21 protein-coding genes are annotated in these 22,141 nt (G+C 38.5%); 7 read left to right on the top strand and 14 right to left on the bottom strand.

All coding sequences use genetic code 11. The features are described from left to right. Positions 1 to 3: 3 nt before the first annotated feature. A complete protein-coding gene (locus tag G7062_RS01920) occupies positions 4 to 591 on the bottom strand; it encodes a histidine phosphatase family protein (protein ID WP_166064232.1) in 588 nt (195 codons plus the stop codon). 159 nt (positions 592 to 750) lie between these two features. Here G7062_RS01920 and G7062_RS01915 point away from each other — a divergent pair, with 159 nt between their 5' ends. Next, positions 751 to 1,434, top strand: a complete 684-nt coding sequence (locus G7062_RS01915) for a hypothetical protein (RefSeq protein WP_166064231.1) — start codon at positions 751 to 753, stop codon at positions 1,432 to 1,434. Between the two features lie 48 nt (positions 1,435 to 1,482). On the opposite strand, the gene G7062_RS01910 is transcribed toward G7062_RS01915, so the two are convergent. The 5 genes from G7062_RS01910 to G7062_RS01890 all read right to left on the bottom strand — a co-directional run bounded on the left by G7062_RS01910 (position 1,483) and on the right by G7062_RS01890 (position 6,238). After that, entirely contained in the window at positions 1,483 to 2,205 is a 723-nt protein-coding gene (locus G7062_RS01910; protein ID WP_166064230.1) for a hypothetical protein, read from the bottom strand. An 88-nt stretch (positions 2,206 to 2,293) separates the two neighbouring features. Next, entirely contained in the window at positions 2,294 to 3,643 is a 1,350-nt protein-coding gene (locus G7062_RS01905; protein ID WP_166064229.1) for an APC family permease, read from the bottom strand. An 18-nt stretch (positions 3,644 to 3,661) separates the two neighbouring features. Beyond that, on the bottom strand, positions 3,662 to 4,783 hold the full coding sequence (locus G7062_RS01900; RefSeq protein ID WP_205700143.1) for a cation diffusion facilitator family transporter: 1,122 nt from the start codon (positions 4,781 to 4,783) through the stop codon (positions 3,662 to 3,664). Positions 4,784 to 4,790: 7 nt separating this feature from the next. Next, a complete protein-coding gene (locus tag G7062_RS01895) occupies positions 4,791 to 5,630 on the bottom strand; it encodes a VOC family protein (RefSeq protein ID WP_166064228.1) in 840 nt (279 codons plus the stop codon). A 62-nt stretch (positions 5,631 to 5,692) separates the two neighbouring features. Beyond that, on the bottom strand, positions 5,693 to 6,238 hold the full coding sequence (locus tag G7062_RS01890) for a TetR/AcrR family transcriptional regulator C-terminal domain-containing protein (RefSeq protein ID WP_166064227.1): 546 nt from the start codon (positions 6,236 to 6,238) through the stop codon (positions 5,693 to 5,695). Positions 6,239 to 6,381: 143 nt separating this feature from the next. Between G7062_RS01890 and G7062_RS01885 the strand changes: the two genes are divergently transcribed. Continuing rightward, positions 6,382 to 6,546: a hypothetical protein gene (locus G7062_RS01885; RefSeq protein WP_166064226.1), complete on the top strand. Its 165-nt coding sequence runs from the start codon at positions 6,382 to 6,384 to the stop codon at positions 6,544 to 6,546. A gap of 1 nt (position 6,547) precedes the next feature. Beyond that, positions 6,548 to 7,099, top strand: coding sequence for an HdeD family acid-resistance protein (locus G7062_RS01880; protein ID WP_166064225.1), 552 nt, complete (start codon positions 6,548 to 6,550; stop codon positions 7,097 to 7,099). Between the two features lie 44 nt (positions 7,100 to 7,143). Here G7062_RS01880 and G7062_RS01875 read toward each other — a convergent pair whose 3' ends face one another. Together G7062_RS01875 and G7062_RS01870 are read right to left on the bottom strand one after the other, a co-directional pair. Beyond that, positions 7,144 to 7,551 carry a Fur family transcriptional regulator gene (locus tag G7062_RS01875; RefSeq protein WP_166064224.1) on the bottom strand — a complete coding sequence of 136 codons (408 nt, stop codon included), beginning with the start codon at positions 7,549 to 7,551 and terminating at the stop codon, positions 7,144 to 7,146. Continuing rightward, entirely contained in the window at positions 7,551 to 8,171 is a 621-nt protein-coding gene (locus G7062_RS01870; protein ID WP_240915976.1) for a YigZ family protein, read from the bottom strand. Before G7062_RS01870 ends, G7062_RS01875 begins: the two co-directional genes overlap by 1 nt. A 97-nt stretch (positions 8,172 to 8,268) precedes the next feature. Between G7062_RS01870 and G7062_RS01865 the strand changes: the two genes are divergently transcribed. The 3 genes from G7062_RS01865 to G7062_RS01855 all read left to right on the top strand — a co-directional run bounded on the left by G7062_RS01865 (position 8,269) and on the right by G7062_RS01855 (position 10,874). Next, positions 8,269 to 9,123, top strand: coding sequence for a DegV family protein (locus G7062_RS01865; RefSeq protein ID WP_166064222.1), 855 nt, complete (start codon positions 8,269 to 8,271; stop codon positions 9,121 to 9,123). A gap of 65 nt (positions 9,124 to 9,188) precedes the next feature. Further along, positions 9,189 to 10,046: a DegV family protein gene (locus tag G7062_RS01860; protein WP_166064221.1), complete on the top strand. Its 858-nt coding sequence runs from the start codon at positions 9,189 to 9,191 to the stop codon at positions 10,044 to 10,046. A 138-nt stretch (positions 10,047 to 10,184) separates the two neighbouring features. Continuing rightward, positions 10,185 to 10,874 (top strand): response regulator transcription factor, encoded by a 690-nt coding sequence (locus G7062_RS01855; protein WP_166064220.1) that lies wholly within the window; start codon positions 10,185 to 10,187, stop codon positions 10,872 to 10,874. 25 nt (positions 10,875 to 10,899) lie between these two features. Here G7062_RS01855 and G7062_RS01850 read toward each other — a convergent pair whose 3' ends face one another. The 5 genes from G7062_RS01850 to G7062_RS01830 all read right to left on the bottom strand — a co-directional run bounded on the left by G7062_RS01850 (position 10,900) and on the right by G7062_RS01830 (position 20,046). Then, positions 10,900 to 13,185 carry an ATP-binding cassette domain-containing protein gene (locus G7062_RS01850; RefSeq protein WP_166064219.1) on the bottom strand — a complete coding sequence of 762 codons (2,286 nt, stop codon included), beginning with the start codon at positions 13,183 to 13,185 and terminating at the stop codon, positions 10,900 to 10,902. A gap of 86 nt (positions 13,186 to 13,271) precedes the next feature. Continuing rightward, a complete protein-coding gene (miaA, locus tag G7062_RS01845) occupies positions 13,272 to 14,192 on the bottom strand; it encodes a tRNA (adenosine(37)-N6)-dimethylallyltransferase MiaA (RefSeq protein WP_166064218.1) in 921 nt (306 codons plus the stop codon). After that, positions 14,189 to 16,000: a DNA mismatch repair endonuclease MutL gene (gene mutL, locus G7062_RS01840; protein WP_166064217.1), complete on the bottom strand. Its 1,812-nt coding sequence runs from the start codon at positions 15,998 to 16,000 to the stop codon at positions 14,189 to 14,191. The genes miaA and mutL overlap by 4 nt, the downstream gene beginning before the upstream one ends. Continuing rightward, positions 15,993 to 18,503 (bottom strand): DNA mismatch repair protein MutS, encoded by a 2,511-nt coding sequence (gene mutS / locus G7062_RS01835; RefSeq protein ID WP_166064216.1) that lies wholly within the window; start codon positions 18,501 to 18,503, stop codon positions 15,993 to 15,995. The genes mutL and mutS overlap by 8 nt, the downstream gene beginning before the upstream one ends. Then, the gene (locus G7062_RS01830; protein ID WP_166064215.1) at positions 18,490 to 20,046 is read right to left on the bottom strand and encodes a PTS glucose transporter subunit IIBC; all 1,557 of its coding nucleotides are present in this window, start codon (positions 20,044 to 20,046) and stop codon (positions 18,490 to 18,492) included. The genes mutS and G7062_RS01830 overlap by 14 nt, the downstream gene beginning before the upstream one ends. Before the next feature lie 66 nt (positions 20,047 to 20,112). On the opposite strand from G7062_RS01830, the gene G7062_RS01825 reads away from it, so the two are divergent. Next, positions 20,113 to 21,318: an FtsW/RodA/SpoVE family cell cycle protein gene (locus G7062_RS01825; protein WP_166064214.1), complete on the top strand. Its 1,206-nt coding sequence runs from the start codon at positions 20,113 to 20,115 to the stop codon at positions 21,316 to 21,318. Positions 21,319 to 21,343: 25 nt separating this feature from the next. Here G7062_RS01825 and G7062_RS01820 read toward each other — a convergent pair whose 3' ends face one another. Continuing rightward, entirely contained in the window at positions 21,344 to 22,126 is a 783-nt protein-coding gene (locus G7062_RS01820) for an NAD kinase (protein ID WP_166064213.1), read from the bottom strand. Positions 22,127 to 22,141 lie beyond the last annotated feature (15 nt).

The raw sequence follows: 22,141 nt of genomic DNA, 5'->3' as shown, positions 1-22,141 counted from the left end.
CCTTTATACGAGATGACTAAAGTCATGCTCTATAATTTCTTCCAATCTGAATACTTCATTTTCGTAAACATATTTGAATATTGCGCAGTTTCCGATTCGACCTTTTTTATCTCGTGTTGCGATTGCTTCATGTTCCCAGTACTTTCCAAATTGTCCAAGTACGGCTCCATGCGCAACAACGAGAATTGACGACCCTGTTTGAGTTTGGGCTAGCTCGTTCATCGTATCAACGATCCTTTTTTGAAATGGTTTCTCCCCTTCGCCACCATAAGCGACAAAGAAATCTCCATATGGAAGCTTTGGATTTAAAGCTTCGCTTTCACTCTCGAATAAACCAAAGTTCCATTCTTTGAGGCCTTTCAGGCGTGTATATGGCATATCTGTGACCAGTTCTAATGTATCGCTTGCACGTTCTGATGTTGATGAAAATGCCGCATCAAAGTATATTTCCTTATCTTTAAAATAGGCGCCTGCTATTTTTGCTTGTTCAATTCCCAATGATGTTAAAGGGGAGTCTGAGAACCCTTGAACTTTTTTTAAGAGATTAAATACTGTTTGACCATGACGCATAATATAGAATGTTTTTTTCATAATTTCCTCCTTAAGTGTATCATAAATGCTGGAGTTCACTCCATGTCAAGCCTATAATTTTTGGAACTCCCTTACAATATTGTAAGTGTGTTGTTATGTGATTGCATGTTTTTCTCAATGTACATGAGGTATGATTAACACAGATAAGGAGTGCGCTCTATGATACTTTATATCTTAATGCTTGTACCACTCGTATTGGAAACGTGTATTCCTTACATGAGCGCCGTATGGGCAATTCCGGCAAATATCGCAGTTATCATCGCTGTAACTGCATTCGCTGCTTATACGGTTCGCTTGTTTATGCGATCAACGCATGAAGTTTCTTTAATTGGGAAATTCTTCACCGCTGCATTGACCATGAGTGTTGTAAGCTTTGTTTTCAACGCAATTCTAGTCAGTCCCCAACATCAAATTTCCAGTAACCTCTACTTCACGTTCGCTTTGGGGCTCTCACTTTTATACCTGTTTGAATATTATATTACCGAATCTTATCCAACATTTAGAAAAATTGGTATTGTTCTCTTTCCCATTATACTCTTGCTTGCGCTTTGGAAAGCAGAGAAGGCATCATTAATTATTCCATTCATGCTTATCACTTATGTATTTGAGGCGAAAGATCGTGTGCGCTTTGCATGTTACATGTTTTTATCATTTGTATTGTTAATAGTTTCCCTATGGCGCATGAATAGTGGGGATGCACTGAACTATCAGTTCACCTTCATCCTTGCCCTACCTTTCATATCTCATCTTCCCATCCGGCGTGATTTATCAAAGAACTCCAAGTTTCTTTATATTTATCCGCTGGTGATCTGGTTTGGTCACACTGTTGTTACCTACATGTAAAAAAGCAATTGAACTGTCCGAGATATTGGAATCAGTTCAATTGCTTTTTTAGTTCACAGATACTTTTGCACTTAGCCCATTGCCTTCTACACGAACTGCAGGTGCGCCATGAATATGTGGTGACGTATAATTTAGAATGCCAAACGATGTTCGACGATCTGCATAGTAGCACATTTTTCCATTCAACCCAGCAAGCTGTACGCGGTAGTTCGCCTTTGCTTCACCTTCATTAAAATAGGCTTGTGAAGAAAGTCCATTCAGTTTCACCGTGACATCATTATTTGTATTGGTTAGATGAATCGTGTTGCTGACACCGTTGCTGTAGATTCTTCCACCGAAATTGGTAACCCAAATTGAAGAGTTGACTGAGTTTACTTCGATCAGGCCACTCACATTTGTAAGTTGGGCATCAATCTTCACGCCATCAAGTCGTAAATTTCGAATCGTGTAGGGTTCTTTGTAGTCCATAACTACCATTGCTCCGACAGCATCAATTTTAAAATCTGGATTTAGAGATGATGGAATGCTGATACGCATTTCCTCAATCTTTGGTGTATTCATCTCATCGATGCTGATTGTCATGATACGCGAGTGGACTGTAGAAATTTTTAAGACTTCTCCCATAAGTTGGATTTCATACTCTGAGAGGTTTCCATTGACGTATACCTCTGTTTCTTCAGTAATGCTTGGTTCAATAATTATTCTTTTAATCGAAGCACCTTTAATACGAATGGTTTCAATGGGTTTATTATAACTATCTATTCTTTCCATAATTCAGTTCTCCTTTGTTGTTGATACCATCATAGTATCGATCCAATCTTAGAGCCACTAAATCACGGTGAGTTGTCAATTTTTATTGCTAAGTTGTTGTTTTTGGCTTACCCATGACAAGATAGCCACACGCAATTCCAACAAACGAAATGATAAAGTAGATGATAGATTGTGGTTGTGACATACCGCCATATAATACAAATGAGGCTCCAAGTAATGCTAAGAGCGGGAATACATAGCCCTTTAACACACCAAGTTTATGATATCTAACTTCATCGACTACTGTACGTACGTAAAGGAGTCCATAGAACACATATGTAAGCACAATTGGTAAACTGTCAATTTGTAATCCACTAAAGTGGATTGGACCCCATTGGACATTAAATACAGAGAGTCGATGCAAACCCAACCAAATTAGAATAAGTACAAACGATAGGATTGCCGATTTTACAGGGATGTCTAGTGACGTGTTCATGGTTTTGAATACATCTGATCTTGGAAAACTATCACGGATTGCTAAGGAATACGGAAGCCGGATGTAGCCAAGGACCAAGCCATTAATGGAGCCGAGAATTGAAATGATAACGGCTGTATAGATAACCTTAGTTCCGACTGAACCAAAGAGTTGCTCGGCAATATAACCAACAGATCCATCACCCAGTTGCATTATTTTTTCTGGTCCTAGCATTGCATTGATGCCAATAAAATACGCCAAATAGATGGCGAGAATAATAATAGGGGCAACAATGAGTGCTTTTACAAGATTCTTCTTTGGATTTTTAATTTCATGAGCAACTGCTGGGGCGACAAACCATCCGTCATAAGAAAATGCACATGCAATAAGTCCAACAAACAAACCACCACCGATGCGAGACCCACTAATTGCTGTTGATGCAAGGTTTTGTGGCTCACCGAAGATAATTCCAACTATCGACAAGGATAACAAAGCTACAATTTTTATGATGAGAGTAATATTTTGAAACTTACCCGCTGACTTTGTATTTATGATGTTGAGTGCGTAAATGACGATTAGAATAACAAGGGTCGTTACCCAAAGTCGCCAGTCCAAGGGATTGCTTATTCCAAAAATCAAACCAATATAAACAGATGTAATCCATGCCAAGACACCAATTATTGCTGGATAATAGAATACAACTTGAAACCACCCTGAAAGATAACCCATCGTTTTTCCCCACGCAAGCTCCATATATGTAATCAAGCCACCTGCTTCGGATGTCCTTTTTGCATATTCGGAAACACACAGTCCGCCAAAGATGATACCGAAAGCGCCAACAACCCAAAGAAGCACACCGAGAATGACACTTCCTTGTGTAGCTATGAGTATGTCATCTGTCTTAAAGAAGATTCCTGATCCAACTACAATTCCGACAATCATCGCAATCGTTGTGAACAGTCCAAATTTTTTTTCTTTTTCCAAGTTAGTTCGCCTTCGTCTCTATATTAATTGCTGGGTATCAATCGTGATGTCCAACGCGTATGCAATGTTATTATTACCAAGTTCTCTTCTTAGTCCTTCAATAATTACTTCACTTTCATAATCGCATGCTTCATCCAAAACCAAATCAAACATCAGGCGTTCATGAATAATTCTCACATCATGAAACGTAACACCGGGATAGTTGGCTCGTATGTAGCGCTTAATAATGTCGTAAATAGTCGTCATTTCTTCACTATCAATATCCAAGGGATCAAGATGCGTAACAAGATTGATATTCGTTTCTTCATAGACTTCGTGTTCAATTGAGTCAATAATTTCATGTGCTTCTACGAGAGAAGTTACTTGATTGATTTCAATATGAACACTTGCATAGGTATTGTACTTACCATAATTATGTACCAGTAAATCGTGGTAACCAATAATTTTTTGTTCATTATCAAGAATGTCTTTGATTTGGTGTAGTTGTGTTTCATCTGGACGCGTTCCCATTAAATCATTCACAAAATCACGAACCATCATCACAGCTGAGTAAATAATAAATAGTGCAATAGACATTCCCATATATGCATCAATATTGAAGCCAAACCACCATTGTATTAGAATACCGATTAGGATTGATCCGGTCATTAAAATATCATTTTTACTATCCTGCGAACTTGCATGTAACATATCGGAATCAATGCGGTTCGCTTGTTTTGTATAATACCATGCCATGAAACCCTTAACAGTTATTGAAAGGATTAAAACGCCAAACGTATATACCGATACATTGAGCGGTGTTGTAGTGAAAATCTCTCCAAAAGATGTTCTGAGTATATCAATTCCCAAGTAAATCATAATCAGCGAGATCACGAAGCCAGCAATAGACTCAAAACGTTCGTGTCCATAGGGGTGTTCTTTATCGGCAGGCTTCCCTGCGATTTTAAAGCCAACCACGGTTATCAGCGAGGACATTGAATCTGAAGCGTTGTTGATTCCATCGGCAATAATTGCCTGAGAATTCGCTATCGTTCCGATTACGATTTTAGAAATAGAAAGAAGCAGGTTCGCACTGAGTCCCAGTAAACCTGCTTTCATACCTATTTTGTTTCGTTCATAACTATCTTTAATTTTTTTCATGTTTTAATTATAACACAGTGAATTGTATTCGTATCCCTGCTTTGTCTTCAACAATAAGATTCTTATCGATACTAATTATAGAATAATCTTTGTTTTCCTTGAATGCTGTGATAACTGCTTCCAAATTATCAACTTGAACCGTGAAGGACTCCATACCGGTTATGTTGCTTGGGAGTTTTTGGATGTTATTCCCTGCCCAAACATTGGCACCAATATCATGGTGATATCCATTTTTTGAGATAAAGATGGCGTGTCCCATGTCTGTTTTTAATTCATACCCAAGGGTATCAATATAGAAAGAACGTGCTGCCATGATATCATTCAATTGCAAATGAACATGTCCAAGAACCGTCCCTTCTGGCATACCTGACCACGATTCTTTATCAACGAGTGACAAAAGCCTTTGAACATCAACTGCTTTTGTTCCCCCTACAATCGTTCCATCATCATGGATTACCCACGTCTCTCTTGGACGATCAGCATAGATTTCAATTCCATTCCCTTCTGGGTCATTCATATAGAGTGCTTGACTGTAGTCATGATCCCCTGCACCGCTTATTTGATAATGTTCACGACTGAAATGATACAGAATTTGACCTAAGTCTTTTTCATCTGGCATTAGAATTGCTAAATGGTAAAGACCTGTATAATGTTCTGATGGTAACTGGGCGTCGCGATGGTGCACAAGTTCTACAATTGGCTGCTTACCCACACCTAACATGACTCTATCGTCTTGTTTATTTATAATTTTCAAACCGATAATCTGTGTATAAAACTGTGTCATATTCTCTAAGTCTTGTACTCGTAAGGTTACATGGCTTAATTTTGTATTGTCGTTTAGTAACATAATATGTACCTCTTTTCATTAACATAGTAACACACTATGTTAATGAACGATACTCATTTGACCTATGGTTTTACAAATTGATGCAACATTTTATATTGATACAAAGCCATGTCTTCAACTGACGTTTTCAAGCCATTATGGATCCAATCAATAATTCCCATCGTATACCCACCTGCCAAAAAGTCACTGATGAATTCAAGGGGCACATCCTTAAGGTCACCATTTTCTAGGTGCGTTTCGTTGTATTTCAGTACGTCTTCCAGCCATGTCGAGCGAATTAATTCAACGATTTGTTGATCTTCATTAAGGGGTAATAAGTTTCGAAAGATGACTTCATTCTCTTTAATCATGTATAGGACCGATTTAATAAGGTCAAGAGTCGCTTCACTTTGAGCGTGTTCGCGTGTTGACATTCGTTCTGTTTTAAAAAGAAGCTCCAACAAACTATATTTATCTTCGAAGTGGTCATAAAATGTTGAACGCCCCACTAGAGCTTCAACGCAAATATCATTCACAGTAATTGATGCAAAGTTATCTCTTTCGAGGAGGCGTAGCAGTGCCTGCGTTAGATCCCTGTGCGTCTTAACAACTCTTAAATCAGTCTTCATGAAAATGCCTCCGTTTCAATATATAGTACCATTTCCCGCACACTTTTCAAACACTGTTCGGTATCTTGCAGTTCGCGTTTTCTGTTCGTTGTCTTCGTTCACCTACGGGGTTATGATGAAGATGTCAAAAGGGAGACGGTGAGATGAAAGAATCACAAGATAAAGAAATTCAACTTAAGATGGAACAACTTGAAGCCCTCTACAAAGAAGCAGGTAAAAAGTTTCTTGAATTGTCTGATCATTATCTTGATGAGATTGATTCCATTCTTCAAGATCTGATCGACCTCAATAAAAGGAAAGGTGATTGAAATGAAAAAAAGTTTACGTAATTTAAGTATTATCGAAATGATTACAGGGGTGTTATTAGTAGTACTTGGTGTGTACACAATGTACAATCCAAATGCAATTATCGGTGGCGTTATTGTTGCCTTTGCAATTCTTGCAATTGCGAGTGGTATTAGTGATATCGCATTCTACTTCGAATTTGAAAGTCGTACAGGAGCTGCTCCATTAATATCTCTTCTTGGTGCTATCCTCAGTATTATTGCTGGTGTATTAATGTTATTCAACATTAACTTATCACTTACAGTTGTGACAATGCTCTTACCATTCTGGTTTATTGCTCACTCTATCTCACGGATTGCTGCTTCAAGCATCATTCGCAGTGTTGGTGGTGAATCTTCATTCTGGTTATCATTGATTGTATCAGTACTTGGTATCATCACAGGATTCATGTTACTCTTCAATCCCGTTGCTTCTCTTGCAACAACAATTATATTAGTCTCATTCTACCTAATGGCTGGTGGTATTAGTAGTTTCGTTAATGGTATCTCACACTTATCGACATCACGCAGCTTATAGTACTTATGAAAAGGAAGTCTCATTAAATCTTGAGACTTCCTTTTTTAGTGTATTTGACAGTTTGGGCAGACACCATAGAGTTCCAATTGATGGCGATCAATGATGTATTGTGTTTTTGCTTCAACTTGATGTTCATAGTCATGTAACGGACATCCTTCAATAATTTGTATCTTTCCACAAATTGTACAGATTAGATGGTGCTTGTGAATATGACGCTTGTAATCATAGAGTGCTTGAGATGGCTCTAATGGAACTGTCTTGGTAATGATTTCTTTCTCTAATAATACATCCAGGATACGATAGATTGTTGAGAGGTCCATTTCTACTTCCAATTGATCACGCAATTGATTGATTGTCATCGGAAGCATACTGGCTTTGAGAATTGAGAGAACCTCTTCACGCTGCTTTGTATATTTTATCTCATGCGCTTTTAGTTCAGAACGAATATCCATTATGAAACCTCCTTTATAAGTTCAATATCATCTTTTATACATTCCGATACAGCTTGTCCACGACATATGTCATTAAGTGGTTCAAGACTCTCGGGATTGGTGACACGTATATCATACCTCACAAGTGCATCATAGTGTCGGTCAATGACCTCCCCAATATCGGCTACAAGAACCTCAACATCGTTAATAAATTCATACGGAAAGGTCACAGCATAGGTAAACACGCGTTGTGGATAGAGAATTTCCGCCGCTTGAATTGCTTGTGTCACACTGGATCCATAAGCACGAATAAGTCCGCCAACACCCAATTCAGTACCACCAAAATAGCGAACGACTACAGCAATTACCCCTTGCATTTTATTGCCTCGAAGCACTTGAAGCATGGGTAGCCCTGCACTTGAAGCAGGTTCCCCATCATCGTTCGATCTCTCAATATCACCAACAATAAAAGCAGAGCAATGATGGCTGGCCTTAGGATGTTCCTTCTTGATTGATTTCAAGAATAATTTTCCCGCTTCTTCTGTTGCGATTGGTGCAAGATAAGTGATGAATTTCGACTTTATAATCTCTTGTTCCGTCACCACATTCTTTGCAATTGTTTTGTAGTCAAGTTTTTCCATGATTCTATTATAGTTCATTTGCTAAAATGAATAAAGAGAGATAATAGTTTGACATTCAAAGTATTCTTATCTATAATGCTTTTATTGGAGGTAGCTTATGAAAAATATTGCTATAGTGTGTGACTCTTCAGTTGCGCTAACAAAAGAGGAAGCACATGATCTAAACATCACCGTTGCCCCTTTAACACTCATATATAACAACAAAGAATACTTAGACCAAATTGATATGACCTTTGACGATGTTAATGAATTACTGTTACAAAAGACTCATTTACAAACATCACAACCAAATGTTGGTGTCATTATTAATATCCTTGAGGAGCTAAAAACAAAAGGATTTGATCATATTTATGTACTTTCACTTTCTTCTGCTCTATCAGGAACACATTCAGCATTCCACCACGCGATACAAGAAGTGGGACTGGATAGTGTAACCCTCATTGACTCAATGTCAATTGCTGGCCCTGTACAACAATGTGCAAAACTTATTCATAAATTAAATGCTGAAGATAAATCCATTGCAGAAATTACACGTGCAATTGAAGAACTGTTAAAACATACAGTATCATTTGTATACCCACAAACCTTGGATCAGCTCAAAATTAGTGGACGAATTTCAAAGGGTGCTGCAACACTGGCTTCACTCTTGAAAGTAAAGCCACTACTCTATCTTGAAAATGGTGGACAAACGATTGAGAAATTCGGCACAGCTCGTACTGAGGCAAAAGTTTTCGATATGATGGTCGCTGAGTTTAAGAAACATGACATTACACCAGACGCTTTTGATGTCTACTACTTAGATAGCCAAGGCGAAGAGATTGCAGATCGTTTCAATGCTTATTTAAGTGAAAGCATTGGTACCTTCACAACTTCAAACTCAAAACTTCCTGCTGTTGTTGCAGCACATGCTGGAATTGGTACTATCGCTGTACAATGGATACCAAAAATCTAATTTAGTATCCGTGTCGTAATTGGCGGTTTAATGGTATATAATAGTACTACGTAGGAGGTCTGAATATGAAAACAGCAGTTATTGTTGATAGTGGTAGTAACTACTTCAACGAAAATTTTGAGATGGACGGACTCTTCGCAATTCCATTACAAATAATTGATGGCGATAAAGCATACTTGGAAAGTGTTGAAATAAGCAATGACCAAGTCAATGATTTATTAGAGCAAGGTAAAATGTTACAAACATCACTGCCATCACTTGGAAAAATTGAAGAGTTATTTAAGAATCTAAAAGAACAAGGTTATGATCGTGTGTTAGGAATCCCTATTACAAGCGGTATTTCTGGAACCATTAATGCAATGGTTACTGCAGCACAGTTTGCTGAAATTGAGTTTGACTACATTGACTGTTATACTACAGCACGCGTCGAATTTGATCTAGGAATTGCAGCACGCAAGCTTCTGGATCAAGGTCATGACATTCCTCAAGTTAAGGAAGTTCTAGCAAAGGTCATTGATAAAACGGATACATTTATTGTTCCTGATGACTTAACGCATCTTTCGCGTGGTGGTCGTCTTTCACCACTTGCCGCAAAACTCGGTGGTTTTTTGAAAATAAAACCCATCTTGCATCTTAACAAAGATACTAAAGGTGTTATCGAGCCTTTCGAAAAAGTGCGTACCATGTCAAAAGCCATTGATACAGTTATTAATGAAATGAAATCAGCAGGTGTTGATGAAACCTACGCAATTACTGTTGTTGATGTTCGCGCCCATGACGAATTGGATGCAACCGTTGCAAAGCTTAAGAAAGAATTTCCCAATACGATTCTTCATGTTGGACAACTGATTTCAACAGTCAGTGTACATTGTGGAATTGGTAGTATCGCATTTCAATACATGAAATTACCTGAATTTGTTTAAGAAGATGCCTACAACGGCATCTTTTTTCTTTATGATTGCCCAACAATTTACTTTATATTACATAAATTAAGGCTTTGATAGCAATCGTGACACTTTGTGAGCATTTTCGCCTATTATTGTACGGTGGAGGTATTGACCATGATAAACATACTAATAATTGATAATGACGAAGGATACACAAAACGTCTCAAAAATTTCTTACTCGAGAATCGCTATAATGTTGACTCTGCTTTGAGTTCCCTTGAGGGTCTTGAATTGATTGCTGTTAATTCATACCAACTCGTTATCGCCGACTATGACTTACAAAACATCAGCGGCATCAAACTTATTTCATCACTAAAACGGATTGCATCCGATGCAAAAACTATTATAATGACCGGCGATGTTGATGAATCCCGAGAATTAGAATCATTAGACATTGGCGTCGACTTGTTCTGGGACAAATCAAAATCACTTAAAGTACTCTTACGTTATATTCAAATTATATTCTCAGCATTCTTTGATAAAGATAACAACCGTTCCCTTTACTCAAAATCCGAGAATCTCTTGATTGATATGACAAATCGCGTGATCACAAAAAACAGCGCCGAGTATCTTCTGACACCGATAGAATTTGATATCCTTGCACTTTTCTTGAGTGAGAAAGGAAACATTCTCACCAGACACGATATTATTGATCGCGTGTGGGATGAGCCCTATACGGAAGAATTGGAACGTAAAGTCGATGTTCATATTCGTAATGTTCGTAAGAAACTTGCAATTTCATCAATTTATACAATCCGCGGTAAAGGGTATCGTTGGAGTGAAAACGTTAAAGCAAGCAAATAGACAGTTCCAAGGAACTGTCTATTTTTTATTCTGTACGCAAAGCAACAACAGGGTCTTTTTTCGCAGCCATTCGTGATGGGATAAGTCCAGCGATAAAAGTTAGTGCGATGCTAATTGTTATGAGAATCAATGCATGGATAGGATTGAGATTTGCAATATTTGCAGCTCCCGTTAAATCATATACAATCGCATTGATTGGGAACTGTAGAAGATAGGTCACCAAAATTCCGATGGAACCTGAAACAAGTCCAATTAGAAAGGTTTCGGCATTGAATACACGCGAAATATCCTTCTTTCGAGCCCCAAGACTACGAAGCACGCCAATTTCTTTGGTTCGCTCAATAACAGAAACATATGTAATAATTCCGATCATGAATGACGATACAACCAACGAAATCGAAGAGAATCCAATGAGTACATATGAAATAGTGTTAATAACTGTGCCCATAACATTGGTCATAATTTCAGACATATCTGTATAGACAACTTGATCTACTTCTTCTTTATTGTCATTGTATGCATCCAAATGTTCTCTAATTTTTTCTTTTGATTCAAAATCTTTTGGAACAATTGCAATTTGAGTTGGTAAGTCTGAACCACCGATTGACTCCAGTAATTCTTGATACATTTGATCTGCATCCATAAATGGACTGGTTGATATAATTGGTTGTCCCGTCATTACAGAATATGCAGTGCCAACTTCCAATTGTTTTGTAACAATCTTTGATGCCTTTGTAGTTTCCACAAAATCCTTAGTAAGTTGATCTTGATAGTATAGTCCCACATCATACATTTCAAATGACGCATCTTTATCCTGACGCATAACACCTACTATTGTTAGTGTCTTTGCATTGTTGTTGTAATAAAGTGATTCATATTGGTTCACTCCTGGTGTAGGAAATAAGCCCATCTCGTTTTCAACATAGAAGTCATCGTTATAAATCATTTTGAACTCTTTGCCAATTGCGTTGTTCACATCAAAGTCCGCGTCACCGGTTCCAATCATTTCACTCAATTGCTTCGTTATACGATTGTATGAATCGACAACAAGTACAAGTTCATTTGAATTCTGGGGTAAATGTCCCGCTAACATTTCGTACTGCTTCTCATTAAATTCATTGTTATTGAGAAGTGCACCAACATTTGCATCGCTGGTTTGTATGAGGCTGTACTGATCACCATTTCTTTCAATCAAATTCAAATTAACACCCATGGATTCTTGAATCGAAATATAGAGCGATGAATCAAGTTCCTTAATATAATCAATGTATTCTTTTGTGATGATATTCTTCTTTGCATCACGATCAACATACGGCTCATAGACAGAAATTTTTTTTGAGTCTGGAAATTCCTCACCGTTATCCATTCCAAATGAAGGCGGTTGTGAGAAGTTTACAGCCGTAGGTTCTATCGTAATTGGAGAACTTGCCAAGGTCTCTTGTTGCATTTGATTAATGGTTCCAGAGAGTCCTGTTGACAATGCCAGTACTAGTGCAATCCCAATGATACCTATACTCCCTGCAATACTTGTAAGTATGGTACGCCCTTTCTTTGCCCAAAGATTGCGACCACTGAGGGAGAGTGCCGTACGATACGGCATCGCTGTAAGTTTTTGTTTTTCTGTTGCTTGTTCAACATTGTCTGGTTCCGCTTTATTGCTATCGCTAATAACTTCGCCATCTAAAAGTTCAATAATGCGATTGCTGTATTCATGAGCAAGGTCACCATTGTGTGTTACCATGATAACCAATTTCTCTTTAGCAATTTCTTTTAGAAGTTCCATGATTACAACACTTGTTTTACTATCAAGTGCTCCTGTTGGTTCATCAGCCAAGATTATCTCTGGGTCATTGACCAGTGCGCGCGCAATGGCGACCCGTTGCATTTGACCTCCTGATAATTGGTTTGGTTTCTTGTTAAGCTGATCATGCAATCCTACCTTTTCAAGCGCTTCTTTTGCACGGGTTTGTGCTGAACTGCTGTTAATTCCTGAGAGAGTCATTGAAAGTTCAACGTTTTGTTGTACTGTCAAATGAGGAATGAGATTGTATGATTGAAAGACAAAACCGATCGAACGGTTACGATATGCATCCCATTGTTTATCTTTGTAGGTTTTTGTTGATTTACCAGATATGATGAGGTCTCCAGATGTATAACGATCCAACCCTCCTACAATATTTAATAGTGTTGTTTTTCCACAACCCGATGGTCCTAGTATTGATACGAATTCATTTTTTCGAAACGAGAGATTTACTCCCTTGAGTGCTTCCACACTTCCATAATTTTTATGTATATCAACAAGTCTTAGCATAGTATCATTCCTTTTCTGTTGTGTCATAATTCTAACACAGTAGAACAGAGATAGCAAACCACATAAAAAGAAGGCAGTTGCCTTCTCTATATTTCCTGGGAAATACTTTGTTCCCATGCTTCAATTGCATTATTGACGTGTATCATCATATCAGGTGCAAATACATCAACCCATACAGAGGGAGTTTGATGCTTAAACCATGTTATTTGTCGTTTTGCAAAACGTCGTGTGTTTTGTTTGATTAATTCAATCGTTGCTTCCAATGATTGCGTGCCTTCAAAGTACGGTGCGAATTCTCGATAGCCAATCGCTTGCATTGATTGCAAATTAAAGACTGCGGGATCTGTAGCTTGCAGTGTTTTCACTTCGTCTAAAAGACCGTTTTCAATCATTTCATCAACACGATTATTAATACGTTGGTAGAGCATCTCACGATCCCCTTGTAAGAAAAGAATGCACGCGTCATAAAGCAAGATATTTTTTTGTGCTTGATTGGATGATGCTTTTGTCTTCCCTTGACTGTTATTAATTTGTAACGCACGAATCATTCGTTGGCGATTGTTAATGTGAATTGTCTGTGCTGACTCGGGATCAACCTCTTGAAGTTGTCTGTAGAGTTCTTCATTACTCAATCGCTCATCGACCTCACTCAGTGTGCGTTCTTCCTCAAACTGGTAATCACGAAGCAATGCATTAATATACAATCCCGTTCCACCCACAATTATGGGCAATTTGCCACGGCTGTGAATTTCTTCAATACATGCGCGTCCCTCTTTTTGAAACCGGGCGACGTTATAGGGAGTATTGATATTTGTGACATTGATAAGATGATGTGGGACACCTTCTTGTTCATTGATCGTCGGCTTTGCCGACCCAACATTTAACTCATGGTACACCGCAACAGAATCTGCACTGATAATTTCGCCATTTAATCGGTGTGCCAATGCAACACCCAAACGACTCTTTCCAGCTCCCGTCACCCCTGCAATAACCAAGACCTTGATCATCGCTTGAATTCCTTGATGAGTTGTTTGTGTTCTACTGTAATAAAAGTCGGTCTTCCATGAGGACAGTGGAATGGTTGTTCACATTGACGCAGTTGTTCAACAAGCGTCATCATTTCATCCATCGACATATACTCGTTAAAGCGAACCGATGAGTGACATGCCAGTGTTGCAATTACACTGCGACGCATATCTTCTTCACGAATTTTCTTATCCGCTTCAAACATATCCAGCACCTCATTCACAAACTCTTTAACTTCATTGTCTTCAATCCAGACTGGTACTGAACGCAAGACTAATGTATCATCCCCAAAAGATTCGAGTTCAATGTTGAAGGATGCGAAGGCATCGTTAATTTTAGCCAATTGATTGATGATGTTTTTACGCCCCTCAATCATCATGGGAATCAAAAAATCTTGCATCGGAACATCACGGTTGAGTAATTTATTTTGGTAGTACTCATAACGAACGCGTTCCATAGCGGCATGTTGATCAATAATATAGAGTCCCGCATCACCTTGTGCAAGAATATAATTTCCACTTAATTGTGACAGAACTTTCAACGGTTCAATTTTATAGGTAATTACTTCTGGTTCAGGAGTCATTATGATATTTTCAATCTCTGGTTGTGGTGTACTATCGATGGGTACTTCATCAACTTCAGACATTGTCGGTACAATCGTTTCCACGACTTCCTCATAAATCATCGGTGTTGGCTTCACATCAAACAATGGATAGCGCGGTTGGGTGTCATTGAGTAAGTCTTGCTTAAAGTCCTGTTGCACTGGTATTTCGCTTGTTGGTTTGAATGTTATTTTTTGTGGACGCATGTGAGCATCCAAAACGGATTCAAGTTGGGATTGAATAAGCTCAATTAATTGTTCTTCCTTCGAAAGTCTAATTTCCCACTTGCTTGGGTGCACATTAACATCAACAAGTTGTGGATCTACGGTTATCTTCATGACAACAATCGGATAACGATCGGTAGGCATATGACGTCGATAAGCATCAACAATTGCTTTTTGAGCTTTAGGATAGCGAATCATGCGATCATTGATGTACAGCCAAATTGCGTAGCGGTTGGCGCGGTTATGCTGTGGTAAAGCCATGATCCCCTCAATTTTGAAATCATAATTTTCACCACTGAATATCTCTGTATCTTGCGATATTGCGCCACCATAGATACGATGAAAAACATCCAAGCTGTCATCGCGACCAAAACTGCGGAATGCAAGTTTGTCTTCATTGTAAAATGAAAAGGCGATGGCAGGATTACTCATTGCAAATTTTTGCATCGTATCTTGGATAATTGATGTTTCATAGTGAACATTCTTTATATACTTCAATCGAGCAGGAGTCTTTAAAAAGAGGTTTCGAACTGAGATTGTCGTTCCTGCATTGCGTGCAAAACGTTCAACGTCACTTTTCTTTCCATTATCAATAACAAGACGATGGCTTGTTTCACCATCATTCGTTGTTGCCTCAATGTAACTCACGGATGCAATGGAGGGCAGGGCTTCTCCCCGAAATCCAAACGTATGAATTGCATTTAAATCTTGTGTGTTAGAAATTTTACTGGTTGAGTGGCGCTCAAAGGCCTGAACAAGGTCTTCCCCACTCATGCCTTCGCCATTATCGCTCACTTCAATCGAACCCATACCACCTTCACTGATGCGCACTTCAATCTGAGTTGCTTTCGCATCGATTGAGTTTTCAACAAGTTCCTTAATAATACCACCGGGACGTTCTACTACTTCACCGGCAGCAATCATATTGGTAAGATGTGTATCGAGAACATGAACCTTACTCATGTGAATCATCTCCTAACGCTTTTTTTAGATCGGATACAAACATTAGTGCTTCAAGGGGTGTTAATTGATTTACATCCACCGATTGCAGTTTGTGTTTAATGGTTGCGTAGCCTTGGGGTTCAACTTCAATTTGAACTACCTTTGCATCAATATTGACCGAATCCTTGCTAAGTTCGAGTAACGCTAAGTTTTGCTTAGCGCGATCTATAATACTTTGTGGTAAATGTGCCAATCGTGCAACATTTATCCCATACGACTTATCAGCACGTCCGTCAATGACGCGGTATAGGAATGTTACATGGTCATTTTCTTCATGGACTTCAACATGAACATTACGTATGCCACTGTACATTTCCTCTAAAGTAACCAACTCATGGTAATGTGTTGAGAAAATTGTGCGTGCTTTAATTGAATTGTTAATGTATTCGATGATTGCTTGTGCAAGGGCCATCCCGTCATAGGTGGAGGTTCCCCGGCCAATTTCATCAAACAAAATCAGCGAATGTGCAGTCGCTTTTGATAATGCGGCTTGTGCTTCCATCATTTCTACCATGAATGTTGATTGACCCATTAGAATATCATCACTCGCACCCATGCGTGTAAAGATCTGATCAACGATGCTCATTGTCAACGACTCACATGGTACGTAGCAGCCAACTTGGGCCATTATTGCATTGAGAGCAACCATTCGCATGAACGTAGATTTACCACCCATGTTAGGGCCAGTTAAGATTAAGGTATAATCGTCAGCATCTAAAATTGCATCACTGGCAATGTATTGATGATCTTTGAGTGTTGTTTCTAAAACAGGATGTTTCCCATTGCGTATATCCAGTACTTTTCCATCGACAAAATGAGGCTTTGTATACCCTGGAAGTGAAGATACTTCCGCAAGAGCCACAAGCACATCAAGATTTGCGATTGCATCACCAATATGATGAATTTGCTTTGAATAACCATTTACAAATTCAGAATATTGGTCAAAAAGACGAGATTCAATTTCGAGAATTCGATCGCTTGCTTGACTAATTTTCACTTCGTAATTTTGAAGTTCTTCACTGATATAACGTTCTGCAGCTGTAAGTGTTTGCTTGCGTATGTAGCCAAAATCATCACGAACATTTTCTATTTGTCCCTTGCTGATTTCAATGTAATATCCAAATGCACGTGTGTACCCAACTTTTAGATTTTTAATACCAGTGCGTTCGCGTTGTGCTGCTTCATATTCAATGAGCCATTGTTTGCCGTTCTTTGATAAAACCAACAATTCATCCAGTTCATCATCAACGCCACTTTGAAAGGTGCGACCTTCTTTTAATGCAACCGGGGCATCATCACAAATAGTCTTACTTAGTGTTTCCAAAACAGGTTGCAGTCCATCGATTGCAGCAATAAACTGAAATTCATCAAAAGTAGTAAGTTCTGCTTTAATATCAATAAGCACTGCCAATGTTTTCTTAAGACGTACTAAATCTTGAGCGTTGTGTTTTCCTGTTGATAAACGTGCTACGACACGATGAACATCGTATGTTTCTTTAAGAAGATCCACAAGTCGGTCGTTAAGGATATAGTCGTCAATCAATGTATCAATCTGGCTGTGACGTATTTTGATATCTTCGAGATTAACAAGGGGTTGCATTAAGTATTGCTTTAAAGCACGAGATCCCATGTTGGTTCGCGTCCGATTCAAAAAATGATATAACGACAACTCTTTTCCTTTTTGATGATCAATCAATTCGAGATTTGTCATGGTTGCATAATCCATACGTAAGTATGATAAATCATTTAATACCACAACCTCACTTAAATGATCTAAGGAACGTTTGTGTGTATAGATTAGATATTGATTCAGACGACCTAAAGCATTTTGTATGGCATTATCCGAATGCTTAATAGTTGGGTCGACGTCATTTTCATAAGAGATGTAAATATCCGTTTTACCAGAAATTTCAGCGATAATACTTTGATTGAAATCTTCTGCAAGGACAATCTCTTTCACTTGAAATTGTTGCAACACTTTGATGATTTCGACAAAGTCGTTCATCACGCGTATCGCCCGTACTTCGCCACTAACAATATTGCAGCTGACTACGGTGGCATAAACAAGGTCACTATGAATCGCAGCAATCTCTCGTGTTTCATTGTCATCCATTTCAAAGTATGTCCCTGGCGTTACAATTTCAACAACTTCTCTTCGGACAATCCCTTTTACTTCTTTGGGATTTTCAACTTGTTCTACAATGGCTACTTTATATCCAGAGGCGACAAGTTTTTGAATATAGTTTGCTGCAGCATGGTGTGGAACACCACACATCGGTGCTTTTTCATTTCCACCTGCAGATCGTGCAGTAAGGACAAGATCAAGAACTTTCGACGCAGTAATTGCATCCTCAAAGAATAATTCGTAGAAATCACCTAAGCGATAAAACACCAACGCATCATTGGTGTTTTCCTTTATATCCATATACTGTTGCAACATAGGGGTTAAATTACTGTGTTTCATTCGTATCAACTTCCTGAACTACTTCAAGCGCTTTGAGACGCTTCAATTCTTTATTAATTGCTTTTTGAGTCATAAATGCAGCACTCCCCAAGGAAATAACAAATCCTTGACGGGTCTCAACGATACGCGTTACGCCTTGACGGTGCAGTGATGCAACATTTAAAGCATCGCGATCGGTGATGATTGCATGAATTCGTGTGAGTGTACTTGAGACAGACTCAATGTTTTCATAACCGCCCAAGCCTTCTGCAAATTCATTAATACGTTCTTTTTTATTTGTAACGTTAAGAACATCAAGGGCAATTTTTTCAAAATAGAATCGAGTAAAGGCAAAGTATGCTACAAATACGATAACACCTACCAATACAAGAATAAGGACTTTACTAATCAAGACAGATTTTCCAGTAATTCCTAGTAAGTCAATGATATTCCCAGGAGATGCGGACATGAGACTTCCAAAGTAGGAGAACCCAAGTGCAACTGAGAAACCACTGAGAATCGCATAAATAAAGCTGGTCATAAATAAGTGGAAGAAATAAATCGTTGGACTTGTGAGTAACATTAAGATTTCAACAGGTAACAAGACACCACTGATCATTGAGACTGCGATTGCTGCGAAGAGCACAGGAATATTTACATTGCGAACTTTTTTATTGGATATTGTTGATGATATCGCCATAAAGTATCCTGGAACCGCGAAGATATTGAGGACATAGTAGGCACTCGTAAATCGTCCGGCACCAAATGAATTTACAGTTTCTTGAAGTTGAGCCGCCCAAATGTTGACGTCTCCAACAAATGTTTGTCCGGCAAGATTCATCCATGTTCCACCCAAGGTGTTAAGCCAAAATTCCTGGTGAAGAATTGAATCAAGATTTGAGAGTGCAAGCAATCGTTCAAGTGCACCATATGCAAACAAACTCATGGGATTGTTTACATCGTTTGAAATGAATTCCATCATGCCATAAAGTGAATCAATAATATAAGGCCAACCAAATGCAAAGAGCGCACCAATTACTGCACCACCCACTAAGGAACTTACCAAGCGTGTTGTTTCACGATCAACATATGAAAGATTCGCAATATTACGTTTTTGCGATGTCTTTCGGTAAATAAAGCGCATTAAGAAAAAGATCGCCACCAATCCAAAGATTCCGGTGCGATAAACATGCAGTTGTTTCCCGTTAAGCATAATGGTGAGGCTGGATATATAAGATGCTTCTGGTGATGTTGATGGTGTTAAGAAAACCATCGTTACAAGAAACATTAAATAGGAAATTATCCCCGCAACCACAATGTTTGTTTCATTCTTTTGATGTGATAACAATTTAATGAAAACATAAACTGGGAAATATGTTAAAATGATACCACCACAGCTCATCAATATTTGTGATATTGTAACGAGTGTGGCATTATCAAGTTTTAAAATACTGTTTATATATGGATTTGCAATCAAAGAACCGATTGCAATTAAGAAAGAACCGAAGAACAAGGATTTTACAGGTAACTGTAATTGTTCATAATAAGTTTGAAGACGATTCATCTGGAACACCTCTTACTTTTCTTTTACTATTATACACTATAAATATCATTCACAAAAGGAGCGACTATGAACAATTTTATTAATGAAAGCAAACGGCACTTCACGCTCGATAAATTTTTGCTTTTAATCTTGCTTGCCTTTGGTGTCATTAGTATTGTTGCTATTTACTTATCGGCACCACTTTTAAATCAAGGCGTTGCTGAAGCACGCAGTTTGGTACAAAAACAAATCATGTGGTATATCATTGGTTTCATACTTGTCGCCTTTTTACTTAAGATTGGCGTTGACCGCATGTTTACTGTTATTGATGTAGCCTATTGGATTTTAATGGTGTTCCTGTTTGGACTCGTTCTGGCCCATTATCGTGTTATCAACTTCCGCTTTATGGAAGCCATAAACGGAACCAACGCATGGTATCAAATTCCCGGTATTGGTTCCTTCCAACCCAGCGAGTTTATGAAAATTGTGCTGATTATCAAAGCAGCCAACACGATTAACACACACAATATTAATAAAAAAGCGACGACGTTTCGCAGTGATTTTGAACTCATCTTTAAAATGGCGAAATTTGCCATTCCACCGCTTATCTTAATTATCCTTCAACCCGATACAGGTGTCCCTATTGTCATTCTCTTTAGTTTGGCAACCATGTTTATCATTTCTGGCGTTCGCCGTGAATGGTTTATTATTATCGGAACACTTGCTGTAAGTTTACTTTTGGGAATTGTATTCTTGTATCGTACCAACCCAGAACTCTTGAACTCGATGCTTGGTGGTGGTAAAACAAGTTACCGTCTGGATCGATTCTATGGTTGGCTGGACTATGAAAAATATGCTATGTCTCATGGCTATCAATTATTTCAAGCCTTAACATCGATTGGAACTGCTGGAATGACTGGACATCCATTGGGTACACTCGTCGCTATCTATCCAGAAGCACAAACCGACTTTATTTTTGCGGTTATTTCACAAAACTTTGGTTTTATAGGAGCAGCCAGTGTTGTTGCCCTCGTATTCATATTTGATATCAAACTAATTTCAAATACAATCCGCTCTGATTTACCGCGTGAACGTTATATGATGATGGGAATTATTGGTATGATTGTCTTCCAACACTTGGAGAACATCGGAATGATTCTCGCAGTGCTTCCCATAACTGGGATTACACTCCCCTTTATCTCATATGGGGGTTCATCCTTGATGTCATATATGATTCCTATTGCTGTTGCATTTCACATGTATAGTGAAACGCAAAACAGACACAGACACTAAAGACTGGCAACTGCCAGTCTTTTTTTTAAAATAATGCGTTTAGTCTTTGAATGTGAGGAATTGATTTAAAGCGTGCAAATTTCATTGTTTGATCGCTGTTTTTGATTGTTATGGTATGAATGTTATCCAAATGGATGTGCAAGTGATCATAGCATAACAGAGCATGATCAAAAGATTCATGCTTGAGCGTAATCTTTGCTTCAGGATTCATAACCAACGGCGACCCCAAGCTTCGAGCATGACGGTGATGAATTCCCGAAATCTCAGTCATCTGTAATAAATCCAAGCCAGGATATATCACGGCCCCACCAATTGAGCGGTTGTATGCGGTTGATCCATATTGTCCAGAAATACAAACACCATTACCACGGAATGTTTCAAAATGTTGATCGTTGATGAAAATATCCATTGCTTGTGTCTTTACAATATTTTCGACACGCACTTCATTCAATGCCATAAAATGCTGTGTCTTATGCGTATTGGTACACATTACTTCCAAAATTCGTTTTTCATCGATTGTTGGTGTATTGTGAATGACATCGTGAATGAATGAATCCACTTGGTCTTGAGTATAGTCCGTTGAAAATCCCAGCGTTCCTGTGTGAATCCCAACAAACGCTACATTATCAACGAGATTGAGATACTCATGGAAGGCTTTCAATAGGGTTCCATCACCACCAACGCAAACCACTAATTCAGGATTTGCAGCATCATATGTAAAGCCTGCGTGGCTTAATTCATTTTTAATATGCAAGCAGATTCGCTGCGATTCGCTATCGCCGCGATTGACAGTCGTAAAACGTTTCATAATCCACTTCCTTTT

The sequence above is a fragment of the Erysipelothrix sp. HDW6C genome, from assembly GCF_011299615.1.
In the GTDB taxonomy this organism is placed as follows: Bacteria; Bacillota_I; Bacilli_A; order Erysipelotrichales; family Erysipelotrichaceae; genus Erysipelothrix.
The sequence above is the reverse complement of the archived record's forward strand: the minus strand, read 5'-3'. Positions and strand labels throughout refer to the sequence as shown.